Raw genomic sequence first — 19713 nt, 5'->3', positions numbered from 1 at the left:
GGCCTCTGGCGCGGTGCGCGCGCCGGTGCGACAAGCGGCGTCAGGATAGAGGAGAGGTCAGCGATGCGGCGGATCATCGACACCATCGCCGTGGCCGCCGCGGGCGCGCTGCTGGTCGGCGCCAGCCCGCCGGGCACGACCGAGGTGGCGAGCGGCGCGGCGGTGCGCGCGCAGGTCGCGGCGATGCTCGCCGAGATGCGCCCCGACCAGGGCTTCCTGTGGCGCCCGCTGGTGCGCGACGGCGCGCGCGTCGCCGCGATCGAGGTGTGGAAGAAGCCCGGCCGCCCCGCGGTGCACCCGGCCGAGGCGGAATATGCGACGGTGCTGGAGGGCGCGGGCACGCTGGTATCGGGCGGCACGCTCGTCGCGCCGGTCACGCGCCCCAATGGCATGATCGAGGGCGAGCGGATCGCGGGTGGCACCACGCGCGCGCTCGCGCCGGGCGACGTGCTGCTGATCCCCGCGGGCGTGCCGCACTGGTTCGGGATCACGGGCGATCATCTGGTGCTGCTCGGCACCAAGTTGCCGGCGGAGCGCTAGCCGCGTCGCGTCGTCACCCGCCCCTTGCGCCGCGTCGCGCCGGGCGGCACGGGGCGGCGATGCACGCCGACACCGACCTGGAGACCGCGCTGCTCGGCCCGCTGGTGGCGGAGCGGACGTGCGGCGACTGCACCGTCTGCTGTACCGTGCTCAACGTCGCCTCGCCCGACTTCAGCAAGCCGGCCGACACGCCCTGCGCGCATCTCGGCGCGCGCGGCTGCACCATCCACGCGGTACGCCCGCGCATCTGCCGCGACTGGTATTGCGGCTGGCGGCGCGTCGCCGCCATGCCGGACGCGGCACGGCCCGACCGCTCCGGGCTGCTCGTCTCGCTCGGCTTCGAGCGCGCGCCGCGCAACTGCCTCGAGGGGGTCGCGATCACGGTGCGACGGCTCGAGGGCAGCAGCGCGATCGAGGACGGCACCGCCGCCGCGGTGCTCGATGCCCTGTGCGACCGCCTCGTCCCCGTCTGGTTCAGCGACGGTGCGCGCAAGATGCTGATGCACCCGGAGGCCGAGGTCGCCGGCCACGTGCTCGCCGGCACGCCCCCGCCTGCGCCGCTCGCCGCTGAGGTGGCGGCGTGGCGCGCGCGCTACGCCGCGTTCGCGGCGCCGCCGCCGGCCGAGGCGCCCTAGCCGCCGAAGACTGGTCGGCATGTCGTTGGCCGAGTTGCAAATTTTCTCCTCACCCACGTTACTGATCGAGCCGATCGGGCGGTGTAGCGTGGCGCCATGCTGGAGCCGAGCCGCCCGATCACGCGTGACCCGCCGGGCATTCCCTGCGGTCGCGCGCGCCGGTGCGGGGAGCGATGAGCGCCCCGGTCACGCTGTCGCCCGCGCAGGTGGTGCTGGTCCGCGCCAGCTACGCTGCCATCACGCGGATGGAGCAGGATTATTCGGCGCGCTTCTATCACCGGCTGCTGGAGCGTCATCCCTTCACCCGCGCGCTGTTCCCCGACGACCTGACGCGCCAGATCAGCGTGTTCCGCCTCACCGTGGACGCGCTGATCGCGCAGCTCGACCAGCCCGAGGCCCAACCCGGGGCGGCGCGCGCGGCGCTGGCGGCGCTCGGCCAGCGCCACGTCGGCTACGGCGTGCTGACGCACCATTACGCCTATGTCGGCGAGGTGCTGCTCGACACTTTCGCCGAGATGGCGGGCGACCGCTTCGACACCGCGACCCGCGCCGCCTGGGAGACGCTCTACGCCGGCGTGGCGGAGGCGATGCTCGACCCGCCCGCCCCCGCGGCCGAGCGCGTGCCTTGACGGTGGCGACCGGCGTGCCGACCTACGTCGTCGACAGGAGATAGCGGATGGTCGAGGCTCGGTGGAACGGCGCGCTGATCGCGCGCAGCGACGACACCGTCGTGGTGGAAGGAAACCACTATTTTCCGGCCGAGGCGGTCGACGCCGCGCTGCTGCGCCCGAGCGACACGACCTCGATCTGTCCGTGGAAGGGCGTCGCGCATTACCACAGCCTCAGCGTCGACGGCGCCGACAATATCGACGCCGCCTGGTATTACCCCGACCCGAAACCCGAGGCGGCGGCGATCCGTGGGCGCATCGCCTTCTGGAAGGGCGTGACGATCGGCTGACGCGCGACCCCGCCGCGGCGGGCGGCATCGCGCCGGCACCCGCGGCGGCGCCGCGCGCAGGGGGCGACGACGGGCGCAGGCGTCGCGCCCCCCGAAGCTTTCTCGTGCGTTGGCGGCGCATGAGCCACCACCATGACCGCTATGCCTATCGCCCGATCGTCGATCGCCCCGTCTACGACTGGCCCGGCGGCCGCCGGCTCGCGATCTATCTGGGCGTCAACCACGAGGTGTTCCGCTTCGGCGAGGGTCTGGGCGCGCAGCTCGCCCCCGCGCACGGCGAGCCCGACGTGCTCAACTACGCCTGGCGCGACTATGGCAATCGCGTCGGGGCGTGGCGTCTGTTCGAGCTGTTCGATCGACTGGAGCTGCGCACCACCGCGCTGCTCAACGCCGAGGTGCTCGATCGCTGCCCCGGCCTCGCCGAGGCCTGCCGTGACCGCGGCGACGAGATCGCGGCGCACGGTGCCAGCAACGCGCAGGCGCAGGGCGAGATGGGGCGGCGTGGCGAGGCGGCGATGATCGCGCGGGTGACCGAGCGGCTGGCCGCGCTCGGCGTGACCCCGACCGGATGGCTCGGCCCGTGGATCTCGGAGAGCGAGCGCACCCCCGACCTGCTCGCGCGCCACGGCTATCGCTACGTGCTCGACTGGGCGCACGACGACCAGCCGACGCGGCTCTCGACCCGCCACGGCGGGCTGCTCTCCATCCCTTACTCGCAGGAGGTCAACGACATCCCCGCGATCGTCGGGCGCCACCAGGAGGCCGATACCTTCGCCGCGATGATCCGCGCCGCGGTGACGCAGCTGCTCTCCGAGTGCGACCGCCGCCCGCTGGTGCTCGGCATCGCGCTCCACCCGTACATCATGGGGCAGCCACACCGCACACCCGCGCTCGCGCGCGTGCTGACCGAGCTGCGCGAGGCCGACGACCCGCGCATCTGGTGGACCACCGCGGGCGCGATCGCCGCGCACGTCGAGGCGAACGACCTCGCAGCGTGAACGCGTCCTCGGCGTCGAGCGGCGCGCCCGACGGAACTAGGCCGCTGTCGGCACACGATGATTCAGGTTGAGTGGGCGTTAACTAAGCGTAGCATCATCGGTGCCCGATCATCGGGCGGGAGGATGGGTCCGATGCGTTCGCTCTCTTTCGTCGTCGCTGCCGCCGCACTGCTCGCGGGCACCACGCCCGCGCTCGCCGCGCCGTGCAAGGATCCCAAGACCGGCAAGTTCGTCAAATGCGCCACCGCCCCGGCCAAGGCGACCAAGTGCAAGAACGCCAAGGGCCAGTTCGCCAAATGCGGCACGCCCGGCGCCAAGCCGGCCTGAGGGCAGCGGCGGCCGGCGGGCCGCGCCACCCGACCGACCCGGCATTTCGACGTAAACTACGGAATGTTAAGGTAAGGAGCTCAGCCCTATCCCATAGCGGATAGGAGAGAGATGATCGAGGTCGCCGCCCGAGTCTATCGCACGCGTCGCGCCGGTGAGCGGTACGACACGGACGCGCCGTCGACGCTGCGCGGCGCGTCGCAGGTGCCGCTCGACGTGGTGGTCGACCAGATCTCGCTCTCGGGCTGCCATATCCTCACCCCCGAGGAGGTGAGCGTCGGCGAGCTGATCTCGCTCGGCATCGCGGGGCTGGGGCGGGTCGAGGCGCTGGTGGTACGCCGCACCCGCACCGGCTACGGCTGCGCCTTCATCAGCCACGTGCCCCCCAGCCTGCTCGCGCGCGTCGGCGAGGACACGCCGGTGGTGGCGCTGTCCGACGACCGGCCGCTCCACGTCTTCGACGCGGACGCCGACGTGCCCGACGTCGAGAAGCTGCCGATCCGCACGCGCTTCCTGCTGATCGCCGGCTTCTGCGCGCTGAGCTGGATCGCCATCATCACCTTCATCGCCGCGATCTGAGGCGGGCGCGACGCGCCTATAAGAGAGAGAGCGACGCGATCGGGACGAGGCGGTGGGGCGAGGGTCGGGGATCGGCAGGCGAGCCAGCGGCGGTCCTTCCCGCACGCTGCGCTGCGCCGTCGCGCTGGCGTTCGCCGCGCCCGCCAGCGCGCAGCCCGGCGACTCGCGCATCCAGTCGATCGCCTATCGCGACGATCAGGTCGTCCGCCTTCGCGCCGCGCCGGGTTATCAGGTGACGATCGAGCTCGCCTCCGACGAGCGGATCGGCAACATCGCGCTGGGCGACGGCGCGGCCTGGCAGGTGACCGCGAACAAGGCGGGCAACCTGCTGTTCGTGAAGCCGCTCCAGCTGAACGCGCCGACCAACATGACGGTGGCGACCGACGTGCGGCGCTATCAGTTCGAGCTCGTCGGCGTGGCGGAGCCCGGCGGTGACCTGCCCTTCGCGATCCGCTTCCGCTACCCGGCCGGGCCGGGCGCCGGCGCGCTGCCGGGCGGCAGCGTCGCGGCGACGGGACCGATGATCGCGGACTATCGGCTGAGCGGCCAGCGCGCGCTCTATCCCGCGGCGATCAGCGACGACGGCACCCGCACCTTCATCGAATGGCCCGCGGACGGGCCGCTGCCCGCGGTCTATCGTCGCGACCGCGGCACCGAGACGCTGCTCAACGGCAACATGCGCGGCAAGTTCTTCGTTCTGGACGAAGTGGTCGGCGAGCTGGTCTTCCGGCTCGACCGGCAGCGCGCGTGCGCCGAGCGGCTGCCGCCCGCCGCCGCTCCCTCCGGCCCGGAGCGACGGTGATCGTCACCCCGCCGCTGGCTGACCCGGCCGCGGGCGCGCCGCTGGCGGACGCGGCCGCGTGGGTCGTCGCGGCCGCGACCGGCGAGCTCGCCACCCGCGCGGCGACGCTGGCGGTCGCGGGGCTCGGGCTGCTGCTGCTGCAAGGGCGGCTGCCGCTGCGTCGCGCGGGACGCGCGCTGCTCGGCTGCTTCCTGATCTTCGGTGCCGGTCCGGTGGCGGCGGGGCTGCTGCACGCCGCCGCGGCGACGTCCGAGCGCGAGGCGGTCGCAGACCTCCCGGCCGCACCGCCCCCGCGCCTCGCCGCGCCCGCACAGCCCGAGGAATATGACCCCTATGCCGGCGCCGCGGTGCCGGTGCGGTGAGGCGCGACAGCGACGAACAGCACATGCCCCATGCGACACATGGTGGGCCTGTCGATCGGTCTGCTGGCGCCGGCGTGGACGCGCGGTGCTCATCTACACGACCGAGCCGGTGAATATCGCCGCATCGGCTATGTCGACCTGCGCTGACCGCGGCTCGGCTTACCCCCGCACGTACCTGAAATACCAGACCTCATGCCCCTGGCGCCGCGCCTTGCGCTCGTAGCGCGTCTCGGGCCAGTCGGCCGGGCGCTCGAGGAAATCGGCGGGAGTCGTCGCGGTCCAGGTGAAGTCGCGGCGCTGGTCCATGATCATCATCGCCCAGCGGCAGTAGGTCGGATCGTCGGTGCCGAGGCGGAACTCCGCCCCCGGCTTGAGCTTGCGCGCGATCAGGTCGAGCGGGCCGTGGTTCATCATCCGCCGCTTGGCGTGGCGCGCCTTGGGCCAGGGATCGGGGTGGAGCAGATAGACCCGATCGAGCGACTCGTCGGGCAGCCGCTCCACCGCCTCGAGCGCGTCGCCCATGTGGATCCGCACGTTGCCGAGCGCGCGGTCGCGCACGTGGCCGAGCGCGCCGACCACGCCGTTGAGGAAGGGCTCGCAGCCGATGAAGCCGGTGCCCGGCGCCGCCGCCGCCTGCGCGGCGAGATGCTCGCCCGCGCCGAAGCCGATCTCGAGCTGGAGCGGGCGGTCGTCGCCGAACAGCACGCGCGAGTCGAGCGCGCCGCTCTCGGGCAGCGCCAGCCGGGGCAGCAGTTCTTCCACCAGCGCGGCCTGGCCGGCGCGCAGCGCATGGCCCTGGCGGCGGCCGTAGAGGCGTCGGATCGTTGTGGGATCGTTCATGCAGCGCCGCCTATCGCCTCGCGCGCCAAAACGAAACGCGGGAAACGGAGATCGACGATGCGAGCGTGGGTGATCGGCGCGATGACGGCAGGGATCACGGCGGGCGCAGTGGCGCTGCCGGCGGCGGGCGTGGCGCAGCTGCGCGCGCTCGGCGCGGTGTCGATGCAGCGGGTCGACGGCGCGTGGAAGCCCGCCGCCTTCCTGTGCGACTCGACCGACCGCGACTGGGCGATCGCGATGTCTCCGCCCGACCGCGACGGCCAGGTGACGCTCACCAGCTACGCCAAGCCCGGACTGGCGACGCATCGCGCGACGGTGCGCGTCGGCCAGGGCGACGCGGGCATGGGGCACGTCTGGTACACGCTGACCAACGCCGCGGGGCGCGAGGTCGGCGCGGTCGAGACGGTCAGCCCGCAGATGGTCGAGCCCGGCGCGACCACGCCGACGGTGGTGTCGCTGCGCTACGGCCCGACCACCAGCCAGTGCCGCTTCGCCGCGCAGACGCGCGTGCTGGGGGTCACTGCCAAGCGCTCGATCCAGGTCACCGGCGACGCGCGCGGCGGCTATCGCTATTCCAGCTACAACCACGATGCCGAGCTCGGCGCGGTCGACGTGCCCTGGGGCGGCCGCGGCACGCGCGCCTCGCTGACGATCGACGGCGGTCGCGTGATCGATAGCGCGCGCGAGCGACGCACCTACCAGTTCGAGCGCGACGGCTTCGTCTATCGCGTGATCGCCTCGCTCGAGCCGGCGCAGGGCGGCGGCGCGGTGCAGGTGTGGCGCGACGGGCGGCTGCTGCTGGAGGAGCCGTTCGCGGCCTATACCGCGGCGGGGTGAGCGGCGCCGCCACGCGACACTGGTCTGGCTCCGCGAAGCGTCAGGCTGAACCCGGTCCGGCATCCACCGGCCCGCCCGCGCCGGTGCCCGGGCGAACGCGGCACGATGGGGCCTCGGGCCGATTACAGGATGGCGGCCAGTAGGTTGGGGGGGCGTCGATGCCCGTCGGGACGACGGGGGGAGGCGGGCGCCATTCGGTGGGTCTCAGCGCCCGGGCGCGCGCCGCCCGAAGCTGCCCGGCGCGACGCGGCGTATCGGCGCCACCGCCGGCGGGAACTTCTCCAGCAGCCGCTGCACGCGATAGACCACTTCCTCGGGGTCGCACGGCTTCTTGAGATAGTCGTTGCAGCCGGCGAAATAGGCGAGCTGCACGTCCTGGTCGTTGCGCCGCCCGGTCAGCATCAGCACCGGCAGGTCGAACAATTGTGGCGACTTGCGCAGCTCCTGCAGCAGCAGCACGCCGCTCAGCTCGGGCATGCTGCAGTCGAGCACGACCAGATCGGGCCGGCGCGCCTTGATCGCGCGCAGCGCGTCGCGGCTGTCGGTCAGCGCGCCCGCGGTGTGACCGGCGGCGCGCAGTGCGTCGCACACCAGCTCGCCCCAGATGTCGTCGTCGTCGGCGACGATGATATGCGCCATGGTCCCGTGATCTCCGCGATGAGGCGCGGGATGCCATCAAATGGCGAACGGCCGGTTAACGATGCGGTGCGCCGCGGAGGCGTCGCCCTCAGGAGAGCAGTTTCGGCCCGTCCTTCTGGAGCTTCTCGCGCAGCGGCTCGGCGAACATGGCGAGCAGCCCGGGCAGCTCGAACACCGCGTGGACGTTATTGTCCGCCACGTCGAGCCGCACGCCGACGCGCTGCCCCATGCCCTCGACGGTGAAGTGGAGCGTGTCGCCGTCCCAGCGATGCTCGGTGACGTGGCCGCCGGGGACATAGCCGGCGAGCTTGCCGAACCCGCCCTCGATCCGCTGCTTGGCGCCGGCGCGGCCGAGCTGGTGCGGCAGGTCGACCTCGACCGGGCGGCTCATGCCACCGCCTCCGGTACGCGCGCGGCGGTGGCGAAGAGCTGCGAGTCGTCGGCGAAGGCCTTGAACTCCAGCGCGTTGCCGCTGGGATCGCGGAAGAACATGGTGGCCTGCTCGCCCGCCTGGCCCTGGAAGCGGACGTGCGGCGCGATGCCGAAGCGCACTCCCGCCGCCTCGACGCGCGCGGCGAGCGCCTGCCAGTCCGCCATGGTCAGTACGATGCCGAAGTGCGGCACGGGCACGTCATGGCCGTCGACCGGGTTGGTCACCGCGACCGGCTGCGCGGCGGGATCGAGATGCGCGACGATCTGGTGGCCGCCGAAGTCGAAGTCGATCCAGGACTCGCTCGAGCGCCCCTCCGCGCAGCCCAGCACGCCGCCGTAGAAGGCGCGCGCTTCGGCGAGGTCGTGGACCGGGAAGGCGAGGTGAAAGGGGCGCAGCGTCATGGAATGGGTGTACCTCATGCGGCGCGGCCGGGGAAAGGGGCGAGCGAGTCGCGCGATTGGGCGCACTCGGCCTGCGGCCACATGCCGCTCACGTCACCAGCTTGCGCAGCGCCGCCAGCGTGTCGGCTTCGGCGGCGGGCTTGTCGGTGCGAATTCGCGCGATCCGCGGGAAGCGCATCGCCAGTCCGGACTTGTGCCGCTTCGACTCGTGGATCGAGTCGAACGCCACCTCCAGCACCAGCGACTTCTCCACCTCGCGCACCGGGCCGAAGCGGTTGAGCGTGTGCTGGCGCACGAAGCGGTCGAGCTGCGCGATCTCCTGGTCGGTGATGCCCTGATAGGCCTTGCCCACCGGCAGCAGCTCGCCCTCGTCGGTCCAGCAGCCGAAGGTATAGTCGCTGTACCAGCTCGAGCGCCGGCCGTTGCCGCGCTGCGCGTACATCATCACGCAGTCGGCGGTGAGCGGGTCACGCTTCCATTTGTACCACAGACCGGCACGGCGCCCCGCCACGTAAGGCGAGTCGCGGCGCTTGAGCATCACGCCCTCGATCGCGGCGTCGCGCGCGCCGGCGCGGATCCCCTCCAGCGCGGTGAAATCCTCCGCCGCGATCACGCTGCTGACGTCGAAGCGGGTCGGGTCGAGCCGCGCCGCGAACGCCTCCAGCCGCGCGCGCCGCTCGGTCCAGGGCAAAGCGCGCAGGTCCTCGGCGCCGTCGAACAGGATGTCATAGAGCCGGACGAAGGCGGGCGCCTCCTCCAGCATCTTGGCCGAGACCAGCTTGCGCCCGAGCCGCTGCTGCAGCGCGTTGAAGCTGCCGGCACCCTCGCCCTCGCTCTCGCCCAGCCGCGCGCCCTGCGCATCGCCGCGCACCATCAGCTCGCCGTCGACCACGCCGTAAGTCGCGAAGGCCGCGGCCACGTCGGGGAAGGCGGCGGTGACGTCGTCGCCGGTGCGGCTGTACAGCCGCGTCGCGCCCGCGACATGGACGAGCTGGACGCGGATGCCGTCCCACTTCCACTCCGCGGCATAATCGGCGAGGTCGACGCGCAGGTCCTCGAGCGGATGCGCCAGCATGAAGGGGCGGAACACCGGCACGTCCGCCGGGGTCGGCTGCTCGCCGGTGCCCTCGGCCCAGGCGAACAAGGTGGGGTAGGGCGGGGCGAGCCCGTGCCACACCTCCTCCACCGCCTCGACGTCGAGCCCGAACGCGTCGGCCAGCGCCTGTTTCGCGAGCCGCGCCGAGACGCCGACGCGCAGCGCGCCGGTGGCCAGCTTGAGCAAGGCGAACCGCTCCTCGGCGTCGAGCCGGTCGAGCATGCCCGCGAGCGCGGCGGGCGCGTCCGAGCGCGACAGGTGCATGAGCCGGTCGACCACCGTGCCAACGGTCAGCGGCGTGACGTCGGTCGGCGGCACGTCCGGCACCGGCCAGAGCAGCGCCACCGTCTCGGCGGTGTCGCCGACATAGTCGCGGCTCATGCGGAACAGCACCGGGTCGACGCGCGACTCGATCAGCGCGCGGATCAGCGCCGGCTTGACCGCGGGCAGGTCGAGGTCGCCCGTCAGCGCCGCCATCGCCCAGCCGCGGTCGGGGTCGCGCGTGGCGCGGAGGTAATCGCCGATCAGCTTGAGCTTGGCGTTGCGCCCGCGGGTGTAGATCAGCGAGTCGAGGAGCGCGGCGAAGGCGTGCATGCGGTGCTAACGCTCCACTCGCCCGCGCGCCTCAGTCCAGCGTGTCCTTGACCTTCTTGCCCGCGGTGATGCCGAGCACGAGGAAGATCAGGAAGAGCGCCAGCGCGATGAAGAACAGGATCTTGGCGATCCCGACGAAGGCGCCGCCGATGCCGCCGAAGCCGAGCGCGCCGAGCAGCAGCCCGACGACGAGGAAGATCACGGCCAGTTTCAGCATCGCTCGGCTCCTTCTACGGTTAGTGCGGTCAGGCCTTGCGGCTGGCCTCGAACAGGAACCAGGCGCGTTCCTCGGCCTGGTCGGTCCAGTCGTCGACGATGCCGCTGGTGGCATTGTCCTTCGCCTCTTCGGCGGCTTCCTTGACGTCGCGGAAGCGCTGGACGAGCGTGAGATTGTCGTCGCGCAGCTCGGCCAGCATCTGCTCGGGCGCGACGAAATCGGCGTCATTGTCGCGGATCGAGCTCCGCCGCGCGATGTCGCCGATCGAGCGCAGCGTGGTATTGCCGGTCTTGCGCACGCGCTCGGCGATCGCGTCGGTGGCACCGAGGATCTGCGCCGCCTGATCGTCGAGCAGCAGGTGATAGTCGCGGAAGTGCGGCCCCGACACGTGCCAGTGGAAGTTCTTGGTCTTCAGATACAGCGCATAGCTGTCGGCCAGCGCGGCGTTGAGCGCGTCGGCGACGCTGCGGGTGTCGTTGCGCGCGAGGTCGGTGGGGGTATCGAGGGCGGGATTGGTATCGGCCACGGGCGGCTCCGTCGTTTCACTGATCGGGAGCGAAACGATGTGGGGCGCGATTGGGTCCGGTCAAGGCAAGGGAGGCAAGCTCCTCCCCTGCAAGGGGAGGGGGACCGCCGCGCGCAGCGCGGTGGTGGAGGGGGGCTGCCACAGTCGCTGCGCTGCGGGGAGATCCCCCTCCACCAGCCTTCGGCTGGTCCCCCTCCCCGCAAGCGGGGAGGATCTTGAGCGTTTACGCCGCCAGCCGCACCGCGCAGGCGGCGGCGAAGGCGCGCGAGGTCGCCTCGTCCTGCGCGCCGCTCGCCACCGCCTCGCCGAGCAGGCCGAGCCAGTCGTGGACCAGCACGCCGCGCTCGCCGCGGCCGATCGCGGTGCCGAGCGACTGTGCCACCGTCACCACCGGCAGCAGCCGGTGCTGCTCGGCGGCGACGCGGATGCCGTCGAGTTCGGGCGCGAGCCGCGCCGGCCCGGCGCGCCAGTCGATCGCGGCGATGCGCCGCGCCAGATGCGCCTTGATCGCGAGGATATCCATGTCGTCCATGCGCGTGATCCTGCTCGGGTGAGTCCCGATCCGCACACCCTGCGCCCGCGCCCCTTACCTTATGCTTAATGCCGCGCCGCACTTGACTCCGCGCGCCACATGCGCCAAGCGCCCGCGTCTGACGCGGCGAGGCGAGCTTCGCCGCTTTCTTGTTTCATTCGCTTAGGAACCGGTCATGGCCAAGCCGACCACCGTCAAGATCAAGCTCGTCAGCTCGGCTGACACCGGCTTCTTCTACGTCACCAAGAAGAACCCGCGCACCAAGACCGAGAAGCTGAGCTTCAACAAGTACGACCCCGTCGTGCGCAAGCACGTCGCGTTCAAGGAAGCCAAGATCAAGTAAGCGTCGCGGGCGGCGCGGCCGCCCGTCGCCGGTTGATCGCGGGAGCCGCGGGCATCGCGCCGGCGGCTCTTTTCGCGTGGGTGCCGCCTCGGGGTCGGGCCTCTGGGCCGATGCTCCTGCGTGCGCGGGAGCACCTGCGTGCGCGGGAGCACCGGTTCGCGCGCGCTAGCGCTTGTCCCCGCTCGGCTCGGCGTCGATCGTCTGCGGCGGTCGCGGGTGCGTGCCGTGCTCCGGCGCGTCGGGGTCGGTCAGCAGTTCCTCGACCGTCTCTTCCACCGCGTCGTCGTGGTCCGGCTCGGGCATCGATCCTCTCCTCACTCGGCGGCGAGATTCTCGCCGCGCACCTGGTAGTAGCTGGCGACGCGATCGGCATAGGCCTGGTCGAACACCGGCGCATTATTGGCCCAGCTCGGCCCGCCCTCGAGCAGGCGGCGGTCGATCGTCACGACGTAACGGTCGCGCACCGGATCGAACTGCAGCAGCGCGAAGGGCAGGGGATAGAAGCTCTTGCCCATGCCGAGGAAGCCGCCGAGGCTGAGCACCGCGTGGGTCGCGCGCCCCGACGCCTTGTGCACCATGAAGGCATGGACCGCGCCGAGATGGTCGCCGTCGCGGCTGTCCACCTTCATCGTCTCCCCCAGATTCGACTGGACGAGGATCTGGGTGGGCGCGTCGTCGGCCATCGGTGACTCCATCAACAAACGTTATCAGTCGAGAACCGCCCGCGCCGCGCCGCGGTTCCGCGCGGTTGAGCGCGCCCGTCGCTTCCGGCATAGGCCCCGATCGTGCCTCGATACTTTTCCTCGCGCGCGCGCCTCGCGCCGCTCACCGCCATGCTGACGTTCGCTGCCGGCTGCGTGCCGCAGGTGACTCCGCCGCCGCCCGCGCCCGCGCCGACTCCTGCGCCCGCGCCGCCGCCTCCGCCGCCGGCCCCCGTGCCCGCGCCGCTCGCGGCGGAGTGGCAGGATTGGCCGCGCACGCCGGGGACGTGGCGCTACACGCGCGACGCCGCCGGCGCGGTCGCCAGCTTCGGCACCGGCGCGGCGGCGGTCGCCACCGCGCGCTGCGACCGCGCCGCGCGCACGGTGACGCTGACCCGGATCGGCGGCGTCGCCGCGCCGCTCACGGTGCGCACCAGCGCGACGACACGCACGTTGCCCGCGACCGCGGTGGCGGGCGGCGCGGGGGTGGCGCTCCAGGCGAGCGACCGGCTGCTCGACGCGATGGTGTTCAGCCGTGGCCGCTTCACGCTGGAGCAGCCGGGCAGCGCGCCGCTGGTGCTGCCGCCCTGGGCCGAGCTGGCGCGCGTGATCGAGGACTGCCGCGGGTGAGGGGCTGAGCGGTCACGTGCCTACGTGCATAGGGCTACCACCCACGGACGGATGGACCGAACCGCTGCAACACGCCTCCCGCCGTCATCCCGGACTTGGTCCGGGATCCACTCTTCAGCACGAGCAACGCCTTCTGCGTTCGCGGCAGGCTGGATCCCGGAACAAGTCCGGGATGACGAAGGGGGTGTGAAACCGGTCGCCCGATCGGCGGATGTCGGGAAGCCCACGCAGAGGCCGGCGAGAACAGCGACCTGGGTATAAGCGGCGCGTCGATGCATCGAGTGAGCCCGGCACCGCCAACTGTCCCGCCCCAACGCGAAAACCGAGCGTGCGAGAATCGTACAATCCGGCCCGCAACACAAGACTTGTATCCGAGTCGCGCGCGGCTCACATTGACCGTGCGGTTCGCGAGGACCGCGCTCGTTATCAACCAGCGAAAGGAGGTGATCCGATGTCTCATGGTTCAGCAATGGGGTCGGTTCAGTTCGTTCGGGGGACGCGCTTCTGACGGTACGGTCTGCCTCGGGGGGTATCCTCCCCCTGACAACGAGGTAGGTCATTCTGTCGGAGGCCTGCATGGTCTCCCGGGCTGGAGCTCTCCGGCCGCTGACCATGTTTAGGGGTTGTCGGGCACCGCTTCGGCGGGGTCCGGCAACCTCTTCTCATATCTGGCATGGGTGAGAAGGGGAGCGGGGGTTGGGCAGGCTCGCACGGTTCGGTCAGGGGGCGCGGCGGCTCGGCGCGATCGTCGCCGACGAGGGGCCGCTCGAGGCGGCGCGGCGACTGCTGCGCCGCGCGCGCCCCGGTACCGGGCTCGGCGACTATCTCGCCGCCAAGGCCGCGCGCGACGCCGCCTATGACTCGGCCCACGACAGCGACACCGGCGGAGTCCAGCGGCTCTACACGCTCGCGATCGACAGCCCCAACGCGCGCTACGGCATCGACCATGTCGCCTCCGACCCCGACGTGTTCGCGGCGGCGATGGCGCTGGTCGACGGCGACCTGTCGCGCTTCCATTTCCTCGACCTCGGCTCGGGCAAGGGGCGCGCGCTGCTGCTCGCCTGCGACTATCCATTCCGCGCCGTCACCGGCGTGGAGTTCGCCGCCGAGCTGCACGCCACCGCGACGCGCAACCTCGCGCGCCGCGGCGACCCGCGCGCGAGCGCGCTGCTGGGCGACGCCACCGCGGTCGCGCTCCCCGACGGCGACCTGCTCGTCTATCTCTTCAACCCGTTCGAGGAGGCGATCATCCGCGCGGTGGCGCGGCGGCTGGCGGCGCTGCCGCCCGAGCGCGACGTGCGGCTGCTGTACGTCACCCCGCGCCACCGCGATGCGCTGGCGGCGGAGGGCTGGCGCGTCGCCGCCGGGGCGGGCGAGGCGGTGCTGCTCCGGCGCGACTGAGCCGCGGCGCCGGTCACAGGTCGACGCCCAGCGACGCTTCTGTTGCGGGTTTGTACCGGCTATGTCATTCTTCCGTTCGAACCTGAGTCGTTCAGGCCGATCGGAAGGAAAGCCGCGATGCAGCGGATCTATCTGTGGCTGGCTGCGATAGCAGCGCGTCGTAACAAGATCCTGCATGCGCACCCGAGAGTCGTGCATCGACTAGATCAGAGCTGTCTCGCGGTCTTGCTGATGGTGATGCTGTACGGTTTCGTCCTCGTCCCGCTGCAATATCTGCTCGTCCTCCTTCATTATGCGAGCGCCGGGCTACACGGGACGGACACGCTCTACCTCCAGACGGGACAGCGCCTTGCCTTGGTGCTCGGTGGGTTCGTCATGCTGATGGCGAGCGTACGGGCGGCCGGCGCGGCGCGCGGCGTCATGAAGACCTTCGAGGGACACCGCTGGACCTTGCTGGTCATGGCGACATTGGCGCTCAGCCTGCCGCTGGTCACCGGTGGGGTGGTGGCGAAAAGCGTTGCGCTATTAGGCGTGACGCGCGGCGATCATCTCTGGATCGCGGTCTACCTGACGGCATGGACCGCCGCGATCGTTCAGATCTGCGCGGCAATCGCCGCGCCTGCCGCTCCCGCGTGGGAGCAGGAGCCGTTCAAACGGCGTTAGCAGGACGGCCGAGACCTTGGGCGACGGCGGCGGTGCCCCATGACAGGGAGCACCGCCGCCCGGCTCACGCCGGCTGCAACAATCGCTCCCGCGCGATCTTCTCGCGCCACACCAGCGGCGCGAGCTGGTGGACATTCTGCCCCTCGGCGTCGACCGCGACCGTCACGGGGAAATCGCTCACCTCGAACTCGTAGATCGCCTCCATGCCGAGGTCCGCGAAGCCGACGACCTTGCTGCCCTTGATGGCGCGCGCGACCAGATAGGCCGCGCCGCCGACCGCCATCAGATAGGCGCTCTGGTGATCGCGGATCGCCTCGGTCGCGGCCGGGCCGCGCTCGGCCTTGCCGACCATCGCGAGCAGGCCCTGCTCGAGCATCATGCGCGTGAACTTGTCCATCCGCGTCGCCGTGGTCGGCCCCGCCGGCCCGACCACTTCCTCGCCGACCGGATCGACCGGGCCGACGTAATAGATCACGCGCCCCTTGAACTCGACCGGCAGCTCTTCACCGCGCGCCAGCATGTCGGCGATGCGCTTGTGCGCGGCGTCGCGCCCGGTGAGCATCTTGCCGTTGAGCAGCAGCCGGTCGCCGTGCTTCCACGTCCGCACCACCTCGGGCGTCAGCGTGTCGAGGTCGACGCGGATCGCGGCGCTGTCGGGCTGCCAGTCGACCTGCGGCCAGTCGGCGAGCTTGGGCGCCTCCAGGTACACCGGCCCCGAGCCGTCGAGCGTGAAGTGTGCGTGGCGGGTCGCGGCGCAGTTCGGGATCATCGCCACCGGCTTGGACGCGGCGTGGGTCGGCCAGTCGAGGATCTTGACGTCGAGGATGGTCGAGAGCCCGCCCAGCCCCTGCGCGCCGATGCCGAGCGCGTTGACCTTGTCGAACAGCTCGATGCGCAGCGCCTCCAGGTCGTTCTTCGGCCCGCGCGCCTTGAGCTGCGCCATGTCGATCTGGCCCATCAGCGATTCCTTGGCGAGCACCATCGCCTTCTCCGCGGTGCCACCGATGCCGATGCCGAGCATCCCCGGCGGGCACCAGCCCGCGCCCATCTGCGGGAGCATCTCGAGCACCCAGTCGACGATCGAGTCGCTGGGGTTCATCATCTTGAACTTGGACTTGTTCTCGCTGCCGCCGCCCTTGGCCGCGACGTCGATGTGCACCTTGTCGCCCGGCACCATCTCGACGTGGAGCACGCTCGGCGTATTATCGCGCGTGTTGCGCCGGGTGAAGGCGGGGTCGGCCAGGATCGAGGCGCGCAGCTTGTTCTCGGGGTGGAGATAGGCGCGGCGCACGCCCTCGTCGACGACCTCCTGGAGCGAGCGCCGGCTCTCCAGCCGGCAGTCCTGCCCCCATTTGACGAAGACGGTGACGATGCCAGTATCCTGGCAGATCGGGCGGTGCCCCTCGGCACACATCCGGCTGTTGGTGAGGATCTGCGCCATCGCGTCCTTGGCGGCGGGGCTCTGCTCCGCGGCATAGGCCTCGCCCAGCGCGCGGATGTAATCCATCGGATGGTAGTAACTGATGAACTGGAGCGCGTCGGCCACGCTCTCGATCAGGTCGGCTTCGCGGATCGTCGTCATGCGCGCGGCTGTACGACGCTGCCGGGGGACGGGCAACTATTGGGGGCGGGGCGCGATGGGGCACCTTGGGCGGTGACGATCCCGGGCGGGTACCAGTGACTTCCCCCTTCGCAGCTTTCCTCACCCCGTCATCCCGGACCTGGTCCGGGATCCACGGTGCCGCATCCTCTTGGGACGTTGCTTTCGCGGAAGGGTGGATCCCGGACCAAGTCCGGGATGACGGACGGTGAAGAGCGTCGAGGGTCTGCTCCACCTCTTCGCTTCCGAGACTATGGGAACGCCGCCAATCCCGAGCACATCGGGGCAGTCGCGACCGTCCCCGCTCCACGCTCCGCCCGGCGCAAAGGAAAACGCAAGGATGTCGCGGTAGGACAAGGCCATGCGCCCGCCCGCCCCCGACCGAGACGAACCGACCGGCGGCCCGCGCGCGCTCGCCGAGGCACTCGGACTCGCGCCCGCGTCGGACGCGCTGGTGGAGGAGTCGCGCCGCGCCGCGCTCGCCGCCAGCGCCGCGCTGTGGCCCGCCGTCGCGGCGGTGCTGGTGCTCGCACCGCTCGCGCTGCTGGTGCGCGCCTCCGCCAGCCCCGCCGCGGCGGGGCTGGCATGGTGCGTCGCGCCGGCCGTGCTGCTCGCGATCGGCTGCTGGGCAGTCGCGGCGCACCCGCGCGCGGCGGCGAGCCCGAGCCATTGGCGCATCGCCACCGTCAGCGCCGGCGGCAGCGCGATCGCGCTCTCGCTCGCGCTCGGCGCGCACGCCGCCGCGACGCTCCCGCCCGCACTGCACCCCGCCGCCGGCGTGGCGGGTGCCGCCGCGCTGATCGCGCTGGCGCTCGCGCTCCAGCCGCTGCGTGCCGCCGCGCTGGCGCTGGTGGTGACGCTCGCGCTCGCCGCGGTGGCGCTCACCGGCGCCGCGCCGCTGCCGGCCGCGCTCGCGCTCGGCACCGCCGCGGCGGTGGCGCTCGCGATCGGCCGTGCCGCGCTCGTCCGCCAGCGCGCGCTCGCCGAGCGGCGGCAGCGCCGCGACGCCGAGCGACGCGACAGCCGCCTCGTCGCCGAATATGAGGCGCACGGCGCCGGCTGGTTCTGGCAGAGCGACCGTCGCGGCCGGCTCACCTATCTCTCCGACAAGGTCGCGCGCGAGCTGCGCACGCTCGGCATCGAGCCGATCGGCGCCCCGCTCACCGACGTGTTCCGCGTCGACTCGGCCTGGGTCGAGACCGAGCGGACGCTGAGCTTCCACCTCTCGTCGCGCACCTCCTTCACCGATTACTCGGTGCGCCCGGCCGCGGGGGGCAGCGGCGCCGAGCGCTGGTGGTCGATCTCGGGCCGCCCCGCGCGCGACGAGCTCGACCGCTTCCAGGGCTTCATCGGCGCGGGCTCGGACCTGACCGAGCAGCGCCGCGCCGAGGCCGAGATCAAGCGGCTCGCCTTGTTCGACGCGCTCACCGGCATCGCCAACCGCCAGCGCATGCGGCTCGCGCTCGAGCAGACGCTGGCGCAGGCGCAGGCGGGCGGCACTCACCCGACCGGTCTGTTCCTGCTCGACCTCGACCGCTTCAAGGCGGTCAACGATACGCTCGGCCACCAGGTCGGCGACGAGCTGCTCAAAGAAGTCGCGCAGCGGCTGCAGCGCACCATCGGCGACGCCGGTCTGGTCGGGCGGCTCGGCGGCGACGAGTTCAAGGTGATCGTCCCCAACGAGGGCGACCGCGACCGGCTCGGCGCGCTGGCGCAGCGCGTGATCGCGGCGTTGTCGCTGCCCTACCACATCGACCGCTCGACCTTGTCGATCGGCTGCTCGGTCGGCGTCGCGATCGCTCCCGCCGACGGCGCGGCGCAGGAAGAGCTGGTGCGCAACGCCGACCTCGCGCTCTACGCCGCCAAGGCCGACGGGCGCGGCGTCCACCGTTTCTATCGCGAGGAGCTGCTGCACGGCGCGCAGAACCGCAAGCGGCTGGAGGACGACCTGCGCCGCGCGCTCGCCGCGGGGCAGTTCCGGCTCGCCTACCAGCCGGTGGTGTCGACCGCGGACGCGCGCATCATGGGCTATGAGGCGCTAGTGCGCTGGGACCATCCGCAGCGCGGGGCCGTCAGCCCCGCCGAGTTCATCCCGGTGGCAGAGGAATGCGGGCTGATCGAGGCGATCGGCGCGTGGGTGCTCGACACCGCCTGTGCCGAGGCGGCGGGCTGGCCCGATCACGTCCGGGTCGCGGTCAACGTCTCGCCGATCCAGTTCGCCAACCCGCGGCTGCCGGCGCTGGTGGCGGGCGCGCTCGCCGCGACGGGGCTGGCGCCGCACCGGCTCGAGCTGGAGATCACCGAGGGCGTGTTCCTCAACGAGGATGCCTCGTCGGAGCAGATGTTCCGCGCGCTCAAGGCGCTGGGCGTGCGGCTCGCGCTCGACGACTTCGGCACCGGTTATTCCAGCCTCGGCTATCTGCGCAAGGCGCCGTTCGACAAGATCAAGATCGACCAGAGCTTCGTGCGCGGCGCGATCCAGCCGGGCAACCGCAACGCCGCCATCATCCGCGCGATCGTCAGCCTGGCCGAGACGCTCGGCATGGAGACGACCGCGGAAGGGGTCGAGCAGCAGGACGAGATCGTGCTGATCCGCGGCCTGGGGTGCAGCCATATCCAGGGCTATGTCTACGGTCGCCCCGCCGATGCCGGCACGGTGCGCGCGCAGCTCGCCGAGGCGGAGGGCTATGCGGTGCCGATCGGGCACAAGACCAGCCGCGCGCCGCGCCACCGCGTGCTGCGCTCGGCGCGGCTCGAGCTGGCGGGCGAGCGCGCCGAGGTGCGCGTGCGCAACATCTCGCCGGCGGGGGCGATGATCGATGGCGTCGACCTGCCCGCGGCCGCGATCGGCTATCCGGTCGCGCTGGAGCTGGAGGACGGGCTGGCGCTGGCGGCGACGCTGCGCTGGGTCGACGACGAGGGCCGCGCCGGGCTCCAGTTCGACGCGGCGTTCGACCTGGAGTGGCTCAATCAACCGGTGCCGCGTCGCGCGGCGTGAGCGGGCAAGGGCGGTGCGTCCTCAATCCTCGTCATCCCGGACTTGGTCCGGGATCCACCGT

26 protein-coding genes are annotated in these 19713 nt (G+C 71.8%); 15 read left to right on the top strand and 11 right to left on the bottom strand.

Annotated features, from left to right (window positions below; translation table 11 throughout):
* Positions 1–63 precede the first annotated feature (63 nt).
* The 9 genes from FHY02_RS10920 (at position 64) to FHY02_RS10880 (ending at position 5201) form a co-directional block, all read left to right on the top strand.
* Complete coding sequence (locus tag FHY02_RS10920; protein WP_183921941.1) at positions 64–540, top strand: cupin domain-containing protein; 477 nt, start codon at positions 64–66, stop codon at positions 538–540.
* Positions 541–599: 59 nt separating this feature from the next.
* Entirely contained in the window at positions 600–1175 is a 576-nt protein-coding gene (locus FHY02_RS10915) for a YkgJ family cysteine cluster protein (RefSeq protein WP_183921940.1), read from the top strand.
* Positions 1176–1348: 173 nt separating this feature from the next.
* Positions 1349–1804: a globin domain-containing protein gene (locus FHY02_RS10910; protein WP_183921939.1), complete on the top strand. Its 456-nt coding sequence runs from the start codon at positions 1349–1351 to the stop codon at positions 1802–1804.
* 47 nt (positions 1805–1851) lie between these two features.
* Positions 1852–2133, top strand: coding sequence for a DUF427 domain-containing protein (locus tag FHY02_RS10905; protein ID WP_183921938.1), 282 nt, complete (start codon positions 1852–1854; stop codon positions 2131–2133).
* A 119-nt stretch (positions 2134–2252) separates the two neighbouring features.
* Positions 2253–3131 (top strand): polysaccharide deacetylase family protein, encoded by an 879-nt coding sequence (locus FHY02_RS10900; RefSeq protein WP_183921937.1) that lies wholly within the window; start codon positions 2253–2255, stop codon positions 3129–3131.
* 132 nt (positions 3132–3263) lie between these two features.
* The gene (locus FHY02_RS10895) at positions 3264–3458 is read left to right on the top strand and encodes a hypothetical protein (RefSeq protein WP_183921936.1); all 195 of its coding nucleotides are present in this window, start codon (positions 3264–3266) and stop codon (positions 3456–3458) included.
* Positions 3459–3569: 111 nt separating this feature from the next.
* Positions 3570–4037, top strand: a complete 468-nt coding sequence (locus FHY02_RS10890; protein ID WP_183921935.1) for a PilZ domain-containing protein — start codon at positions 3570–3572, stop codon at positions 4035–4037.
* 52 nt (positions 4038–4089) lie between these two features.
* Complete coding sequence (locus FHY02_RS10885; RefSeq protein WP_183921934.1) at positions 4090–4839, top strand: TrbG/VirB9 family P-type conjugative transfer protein; 750 nt, start codon at positions 4090–4092, stop codon at positions 4837–4839.
* Complete coding sequence (locus tag FHY02_RS10880; RefSeq protein WP_183921933.1) at positions 4836–5201, top strand: TrbC/VirB2 family protein; 366 nt, start codon at positions 4836–4838, stop codon at positions 5199–5201. The genes FHY02_RS10885 and FHY02_RS10880 overlap by 4 nt, the downstream gene beginning before the upstream one ends.
* A 159-nt stretch (positions 5202–5360) precedes the next feature.
* Here FHY02_RS10880 and FHY02_RS10875 read toward each other — a convergent pair whose 3' ends face one another.
* On the bottom strand, positions 5361–6041 hold the full coding sequence (locus tag FHY02_RS10875) for a tRNA (guanosine(46)-N(7))-methyltransferase TrmB (RefSeq protein ID WP_183921932.1): 681 nt from the start codon (positions 6039–6041) through the stop codon (positions 5361–5363).
* A 57-nt stretch (positions 6042–6098) separates the two neighbouring features.
* Here FHY02_RS10875 and FHY02_RS10870 point away from each other — a divergent pair, with 57 nt between their 5' ends.
* The gene (locus FHY02_RS10870; RefSeq protein WP_183921931.1) at positions 6099–6878 is read left to right on the top strand and encodes a hypothetical protein; all 780 of its coding nucleotides are present in this window, start codon (positions 6099–6101) and stop codon (positions 6876–6878) included.
* 204 nt (positions 6879–7082) lie between these two features.
* Here the strand turns inward: FHY02_RS10870 and FHY02_RS10865 are convergent, their stop codons facing one another.
* The 7 genes from FHY02_RS10865 to FHY02_RS10835 all read right to left on the bottom strand — a co-directional run bounded on the left by FHY02_RS10865 (position 7083) and on the right by FHY02_RS10835 (position 11316).
* Positions 7083–7517 (bottom strand): response regulator transcription factor, encoded by a 435-nt coding sequence (locus tag FHY02_RS10865; RefSeq protein ID WP_183921930.1) that lies wholly within the window; start codon positions 7515–7517, stop codon positions 7083–7085.
* Positions 7518–7605: 88 nt separating this feature from the next.
* Positions 7606–7908, bottom strand: a complete 303-nt coding sequence (locus FHY02_RS10860; protein WP_183921929.1) for a polyhydroxyalkanoic acid system family protein — start codon at positions 7906–7908, stop codon at positions 7606–7608.
* Positions 7905–8351 (bottom strand): VOC family protein, encoded by a 447-nt coding sequence (locus tag FHY02_RS10855; protein ID WP_183921928.1) that lies wholly within the window; start codon positions 8349–8351, stop codon positions 7905–7907. The genes FHY02_RS10860 and FHY02_RS10855 overlap by 4 nt, the downstream gene beginning before the upstream one ends.
* 88 nt (positions 8352–8439) lie before the next feature.
* A complete protein-coding gene (locus FHY02_RS10850) occupies positions 8440–10041 on the bottom strand; it encodes a cisplatin damage response ATP-dependent DNA ligase (RefSeq protein ID WP_183921927.1) in 1602 nt (533 codons plus the stop codon).
* Between the two features lie 31 nt (positions 10042–10072).
* Positions 10073–10258, bottom strand: coding sequence for a DUF1328 family protein (locus tag FHY02_RS10845; protein ID WP_183921926.1), 186 nt, complete (start codon positions 10256–10258; stop codon positions 10073–10075).
* Positions 10259–10286: 28 nt separating this feature from the next.
* The gene (locus tag FHY02_RS10840) at positions 10287–10784 is read right to left on the bottom strand and encodes a Dps family protein (protein WP_183921925.1); all 498 of its coding nucleotides are present in this window, start codon (positions 10782–10784) and stop codon (positions 10287–10289) included.
* 223 nt (positions 10785–11007) lie between these two features.
* Positions 11008–11316 carry a hypothetical protein gene (locus FHY02_RS10835; RefSeq protein WP_183921924.1) on the bottom strand — a complete coding sequence of 103 codons (309 nt, stop codon included), beginning with the start codon at positions 11314–11316 and terminating at the stop codon, positions 11008–11010.
* A gap of 175 nt (positions 11317–11491) precedes the next feature.
* Here FHY02_RS10835 and rpmG point away from each other — a divergent pair, with 175 nt between their 5' ends.
* Positions 11492–11659, top strand: coding sequence for a 50S ribosomal protein L33 (rpmG, locus tag FHY02_RS10830; protein ID WP_022687989.1), 168 nt, complete (start codon positions 11492–11494; stop codon positions 11657–11659).
* Between the two features lie 165 nt (positions 11660–11824).
* Here rpmG and FHY02_RS10825 read toward each other — a convergent pair whose 3' ends face one another.
* Together FHY02_RS10825 and FHY02_RS10820 are read right to left on the bottom strand one after the other, a co-directional pair.
* Entirely contained in the window at positions 11825–11962 is a 138-nt protein-coding gene (locus FHY02_RS10825) for a hypothetical protein (protein ID WP_183921923.1), read from the bottom strand.
* An 11-nt stretch (positions 11963–11973) separates the two neighbouring features.
* Positions 11974–12342: a PRC-barrel domain-containing protein gene (locus FHY02_RS10820; RefSeq protein WP_183921922.1), complete on the bottom strand. Its 369-nt coding sequence runs from the start codon at positions 12340–12342 to the stop codon at positions 11974–11976.
* 102 nt (positions 12343–12444) lie between these two features.
* Between FHY02_RS10820 and FHY02_RS10815 the strand changes: the two genes are divergently transcribed.
* From FHY02_RS10815 to FHY02_RS10805, 3 genes are all read left to right on the top strand, one after another.
* Positions 12445–12990: a hypothetical protein gene (locus FHY02_RS10815; RefSeq protein ID WP_311731817.1), complete on the top strand. Its 546-nt coding sequence runs from the start codon at positions 12445–12447 to the stop codon at positions 12988–12990.
* A gap of 696 nt (positions 12991–13686) precedes the next feature.
* Positions 13687–14391 carry a class I SAM-dependent methyltransferase gene (locus tag FHY02_RS10810; RefSeq protein ID WP_183921921.1) on the top strand — a complete coding sequence of 235 codons (705 nt, stop codon included), beginning with the start codon at positions 13687–13689 and terminating at the stop codon, positions 14389–14391.
* Positions 14392–14508: 117 nt separating this feature from the next.
* Positions 14509–15054, top strand: coding sequence for a hypothetical protein (locus FHY02_RS10805; RefSeq protein WP_183921920.1), 546 nt, complete (start codon positions 14509–14511; stop codon positions 15052–15054).
* A gap of 64 nt (positions 15055–15118) precedes the next feature.
* On the opposite strand, the gene FHY02_RS10800 is transcribed toward FHY02_RS10805, so the two are convergent.
* Positions 15119–16636, bottom strand: coding sequence for a fumarate hydratase (locus FHY02_RS10800; protein ID WP_183921919.1), 1518 nt, complete (start codon positions 16634–16636; stop codon positions 15119–15121).
* Between the two features lie 379 nt (positions 16637–17015).
* Between FHY02_RS10800 and FHY02_RS10795 the strand changes: the two genes are divergently transcribed.
* Positions 17016–19652 carry an EAL domain-containing protein gene (locus FHY02_RS10795; RefSeq protein ID WP_183921918.1) on the top strand — a complete coding sequence of 879 codons (2637 nt, stop codon included), beginning with the start codon at positions 17016–17018 and terminating at the stop codon, positions 19650–19652.
* Positions 19653–19713: the final 61 nt, after the last annotated feature.

Source organism: Sphingomonas sp. BK069 (assembly GCF_014193405.1).
Lineage (GTDB): Bacteria > Pseudomonadota > Alphaproteobacteria > Sphingomonadales > Sphingomonadaceae > Sphingomonas.
The sequence above is the reverse complement of the archived record's forward strand: the minus strand, read 5'-3'. Positions and strand labels throughout refer to the sequence as shown.

Bases quoted from the DNA above. Each gene is read 5' to 3' on its own strand.
- FHY02_RS10890 (WP_183921935.1), top strand. From the start codon at position 3,570: ATGATCGAGGTCGCCGCCCGAGTCTATCGCACGCGTCGCGCCGGTGAG.
- FHY02_RS10855 (WP_183921928.1), bottom strand. From the start codon at position 8,351: ATGACGCTGCGCCCCTTTCACCTCGCCTTCCCGGTCCACGACCTCGCC.
- FHY02_RS10910 (WP_183921939.1), top strand. From the start codon at position 1,349: ATGAGCGCCCCGGTCACGCTGTCGCCCGCGCAGGTGGTGCTGGTCCGC.
- FHY02_RS10795 (WP_183921918.1), top strand. From the start codon at position 17,016: ATGCGCCCGCCCGCCCCCGACCGAGACGAACCGACCGGCGGCCCGCGC.
- FHY02_RS10825 (WP_183921923.1), bottom strand. From the start codon at position 11,962: ATGCCCGAGCCGGACCACGACGACGCGGTGGAAGAGACGGTCGAGGAA.
- FHY02_RS10865 (WP_183921930.1), bottom strand. From the start codon at position 7,517: ATGGCGCATATCATCGTCGCCGACGACGACGACATCTGGGGCGAGCTG.
- FHY02_RS10820 (WP_183921922.1), bottom strand. From the start codon at position 12,342: ATGGCCGACGACGCGCCCACCCAGATCCTCGTCCAGTCGAATCTGGGG.
- FHY02_RS10895 (WP_183921936.1), top strand. From the start codon at position 3,264: ATGCGTTCGCTCTCTTTCGTCGTCGCTGCCGCCGCACTGCTCGCGGGC.
- FHY02_RS10805 (WP_183921920.1), top strand. From the start codon at position 14,509: ATGCAGCGGATCTATCTGTGGCTGGCTGCGATAGCAGCGCGTCGTAAC.
- FHY02_RS10905 (WP_183921938.1), top strand. From the start codon at position 1,852: ATGGTCGAGGCTCGGTGGAACGGCGCGCTGATCGCGCGCAGCGACGAC.
- FHY02_RS10845 (WP_183921926.1), bottom strand. From the start codon at position 10,258: ATGCTGAAACTGGCCGTGATCTTCCTCGTCGTCGGGCTGCTGCTCGGC.
- FHY02_RS10870 (WP_183921931.1), top strand. From the start codon at position 6,099: ATGCGAGCGTGGGTGATCGGCGCGATGACGGCAGGGATCACGGCGGGC.
- FHY02_RS10860 (WP_183921929.1), bottom strand. From the start codon at position 7,908: ATGAGCCGCCCGGTCGAGGTCGACCTGCCGCACCAGCTCGGCCGCGCC.
- FHY02_RS10900 (WP_183921937.1), top strand. From the start codon at position 2,253: ATGAGCCACCACCATGACCGCTATGCCTATCGCCCGATCGTCGATCGC.
- FHY02_RS10875 (WP_183921932.1), bottom strand. From the start codon at position 6,041: ATGAACGATCCCACAACGATCCGACGCCTCTACGGCCGCCGCCAGGGC.
- FHY02_RS10835 (WP_183921924.1), bottom strand. From the start codon at position 11,316: ATGGACGACATGGATATCCTCGCGATCAAGGCGCATCTGGCGCGGCGC.
- FHY02_RS10800 (WP_183921919.1), bottom strand. From the start codon at position 16,636: ATGACGACGATCCGCGAAGCCGACCTGATCGAGAGCGTGGCCGACGCG.
- FHY02_RS10850 (WP_183921927.1), bottom strand. From the start codon at position 10,041: ATGCACGCCTTCGCCGCGCTCCTCGACTCGCTGATCTACACCCGCGGG.
- rpmG (WP_022687989.1), top strand. From the start codon at position 11,492: ATGGCCAAGCCGACCACCGTCAAGATCAAGCTCGTCAGCTCGGCTGAC.
- FHY02_RS10920 (WP_183921941.1), top strand. From the start codon at position 64: ATGCGGCGGATCATCGACACCATCGCCGTGGCCGCCGCGGGCGCGCTG.
- FHY02_RS10915 (WP_183921940.1), top strand. From the start codon at position 600: ATGCACGCCGACACCGACCTGGAGACCGCGCTGCTCGGCCCGCTGGTG.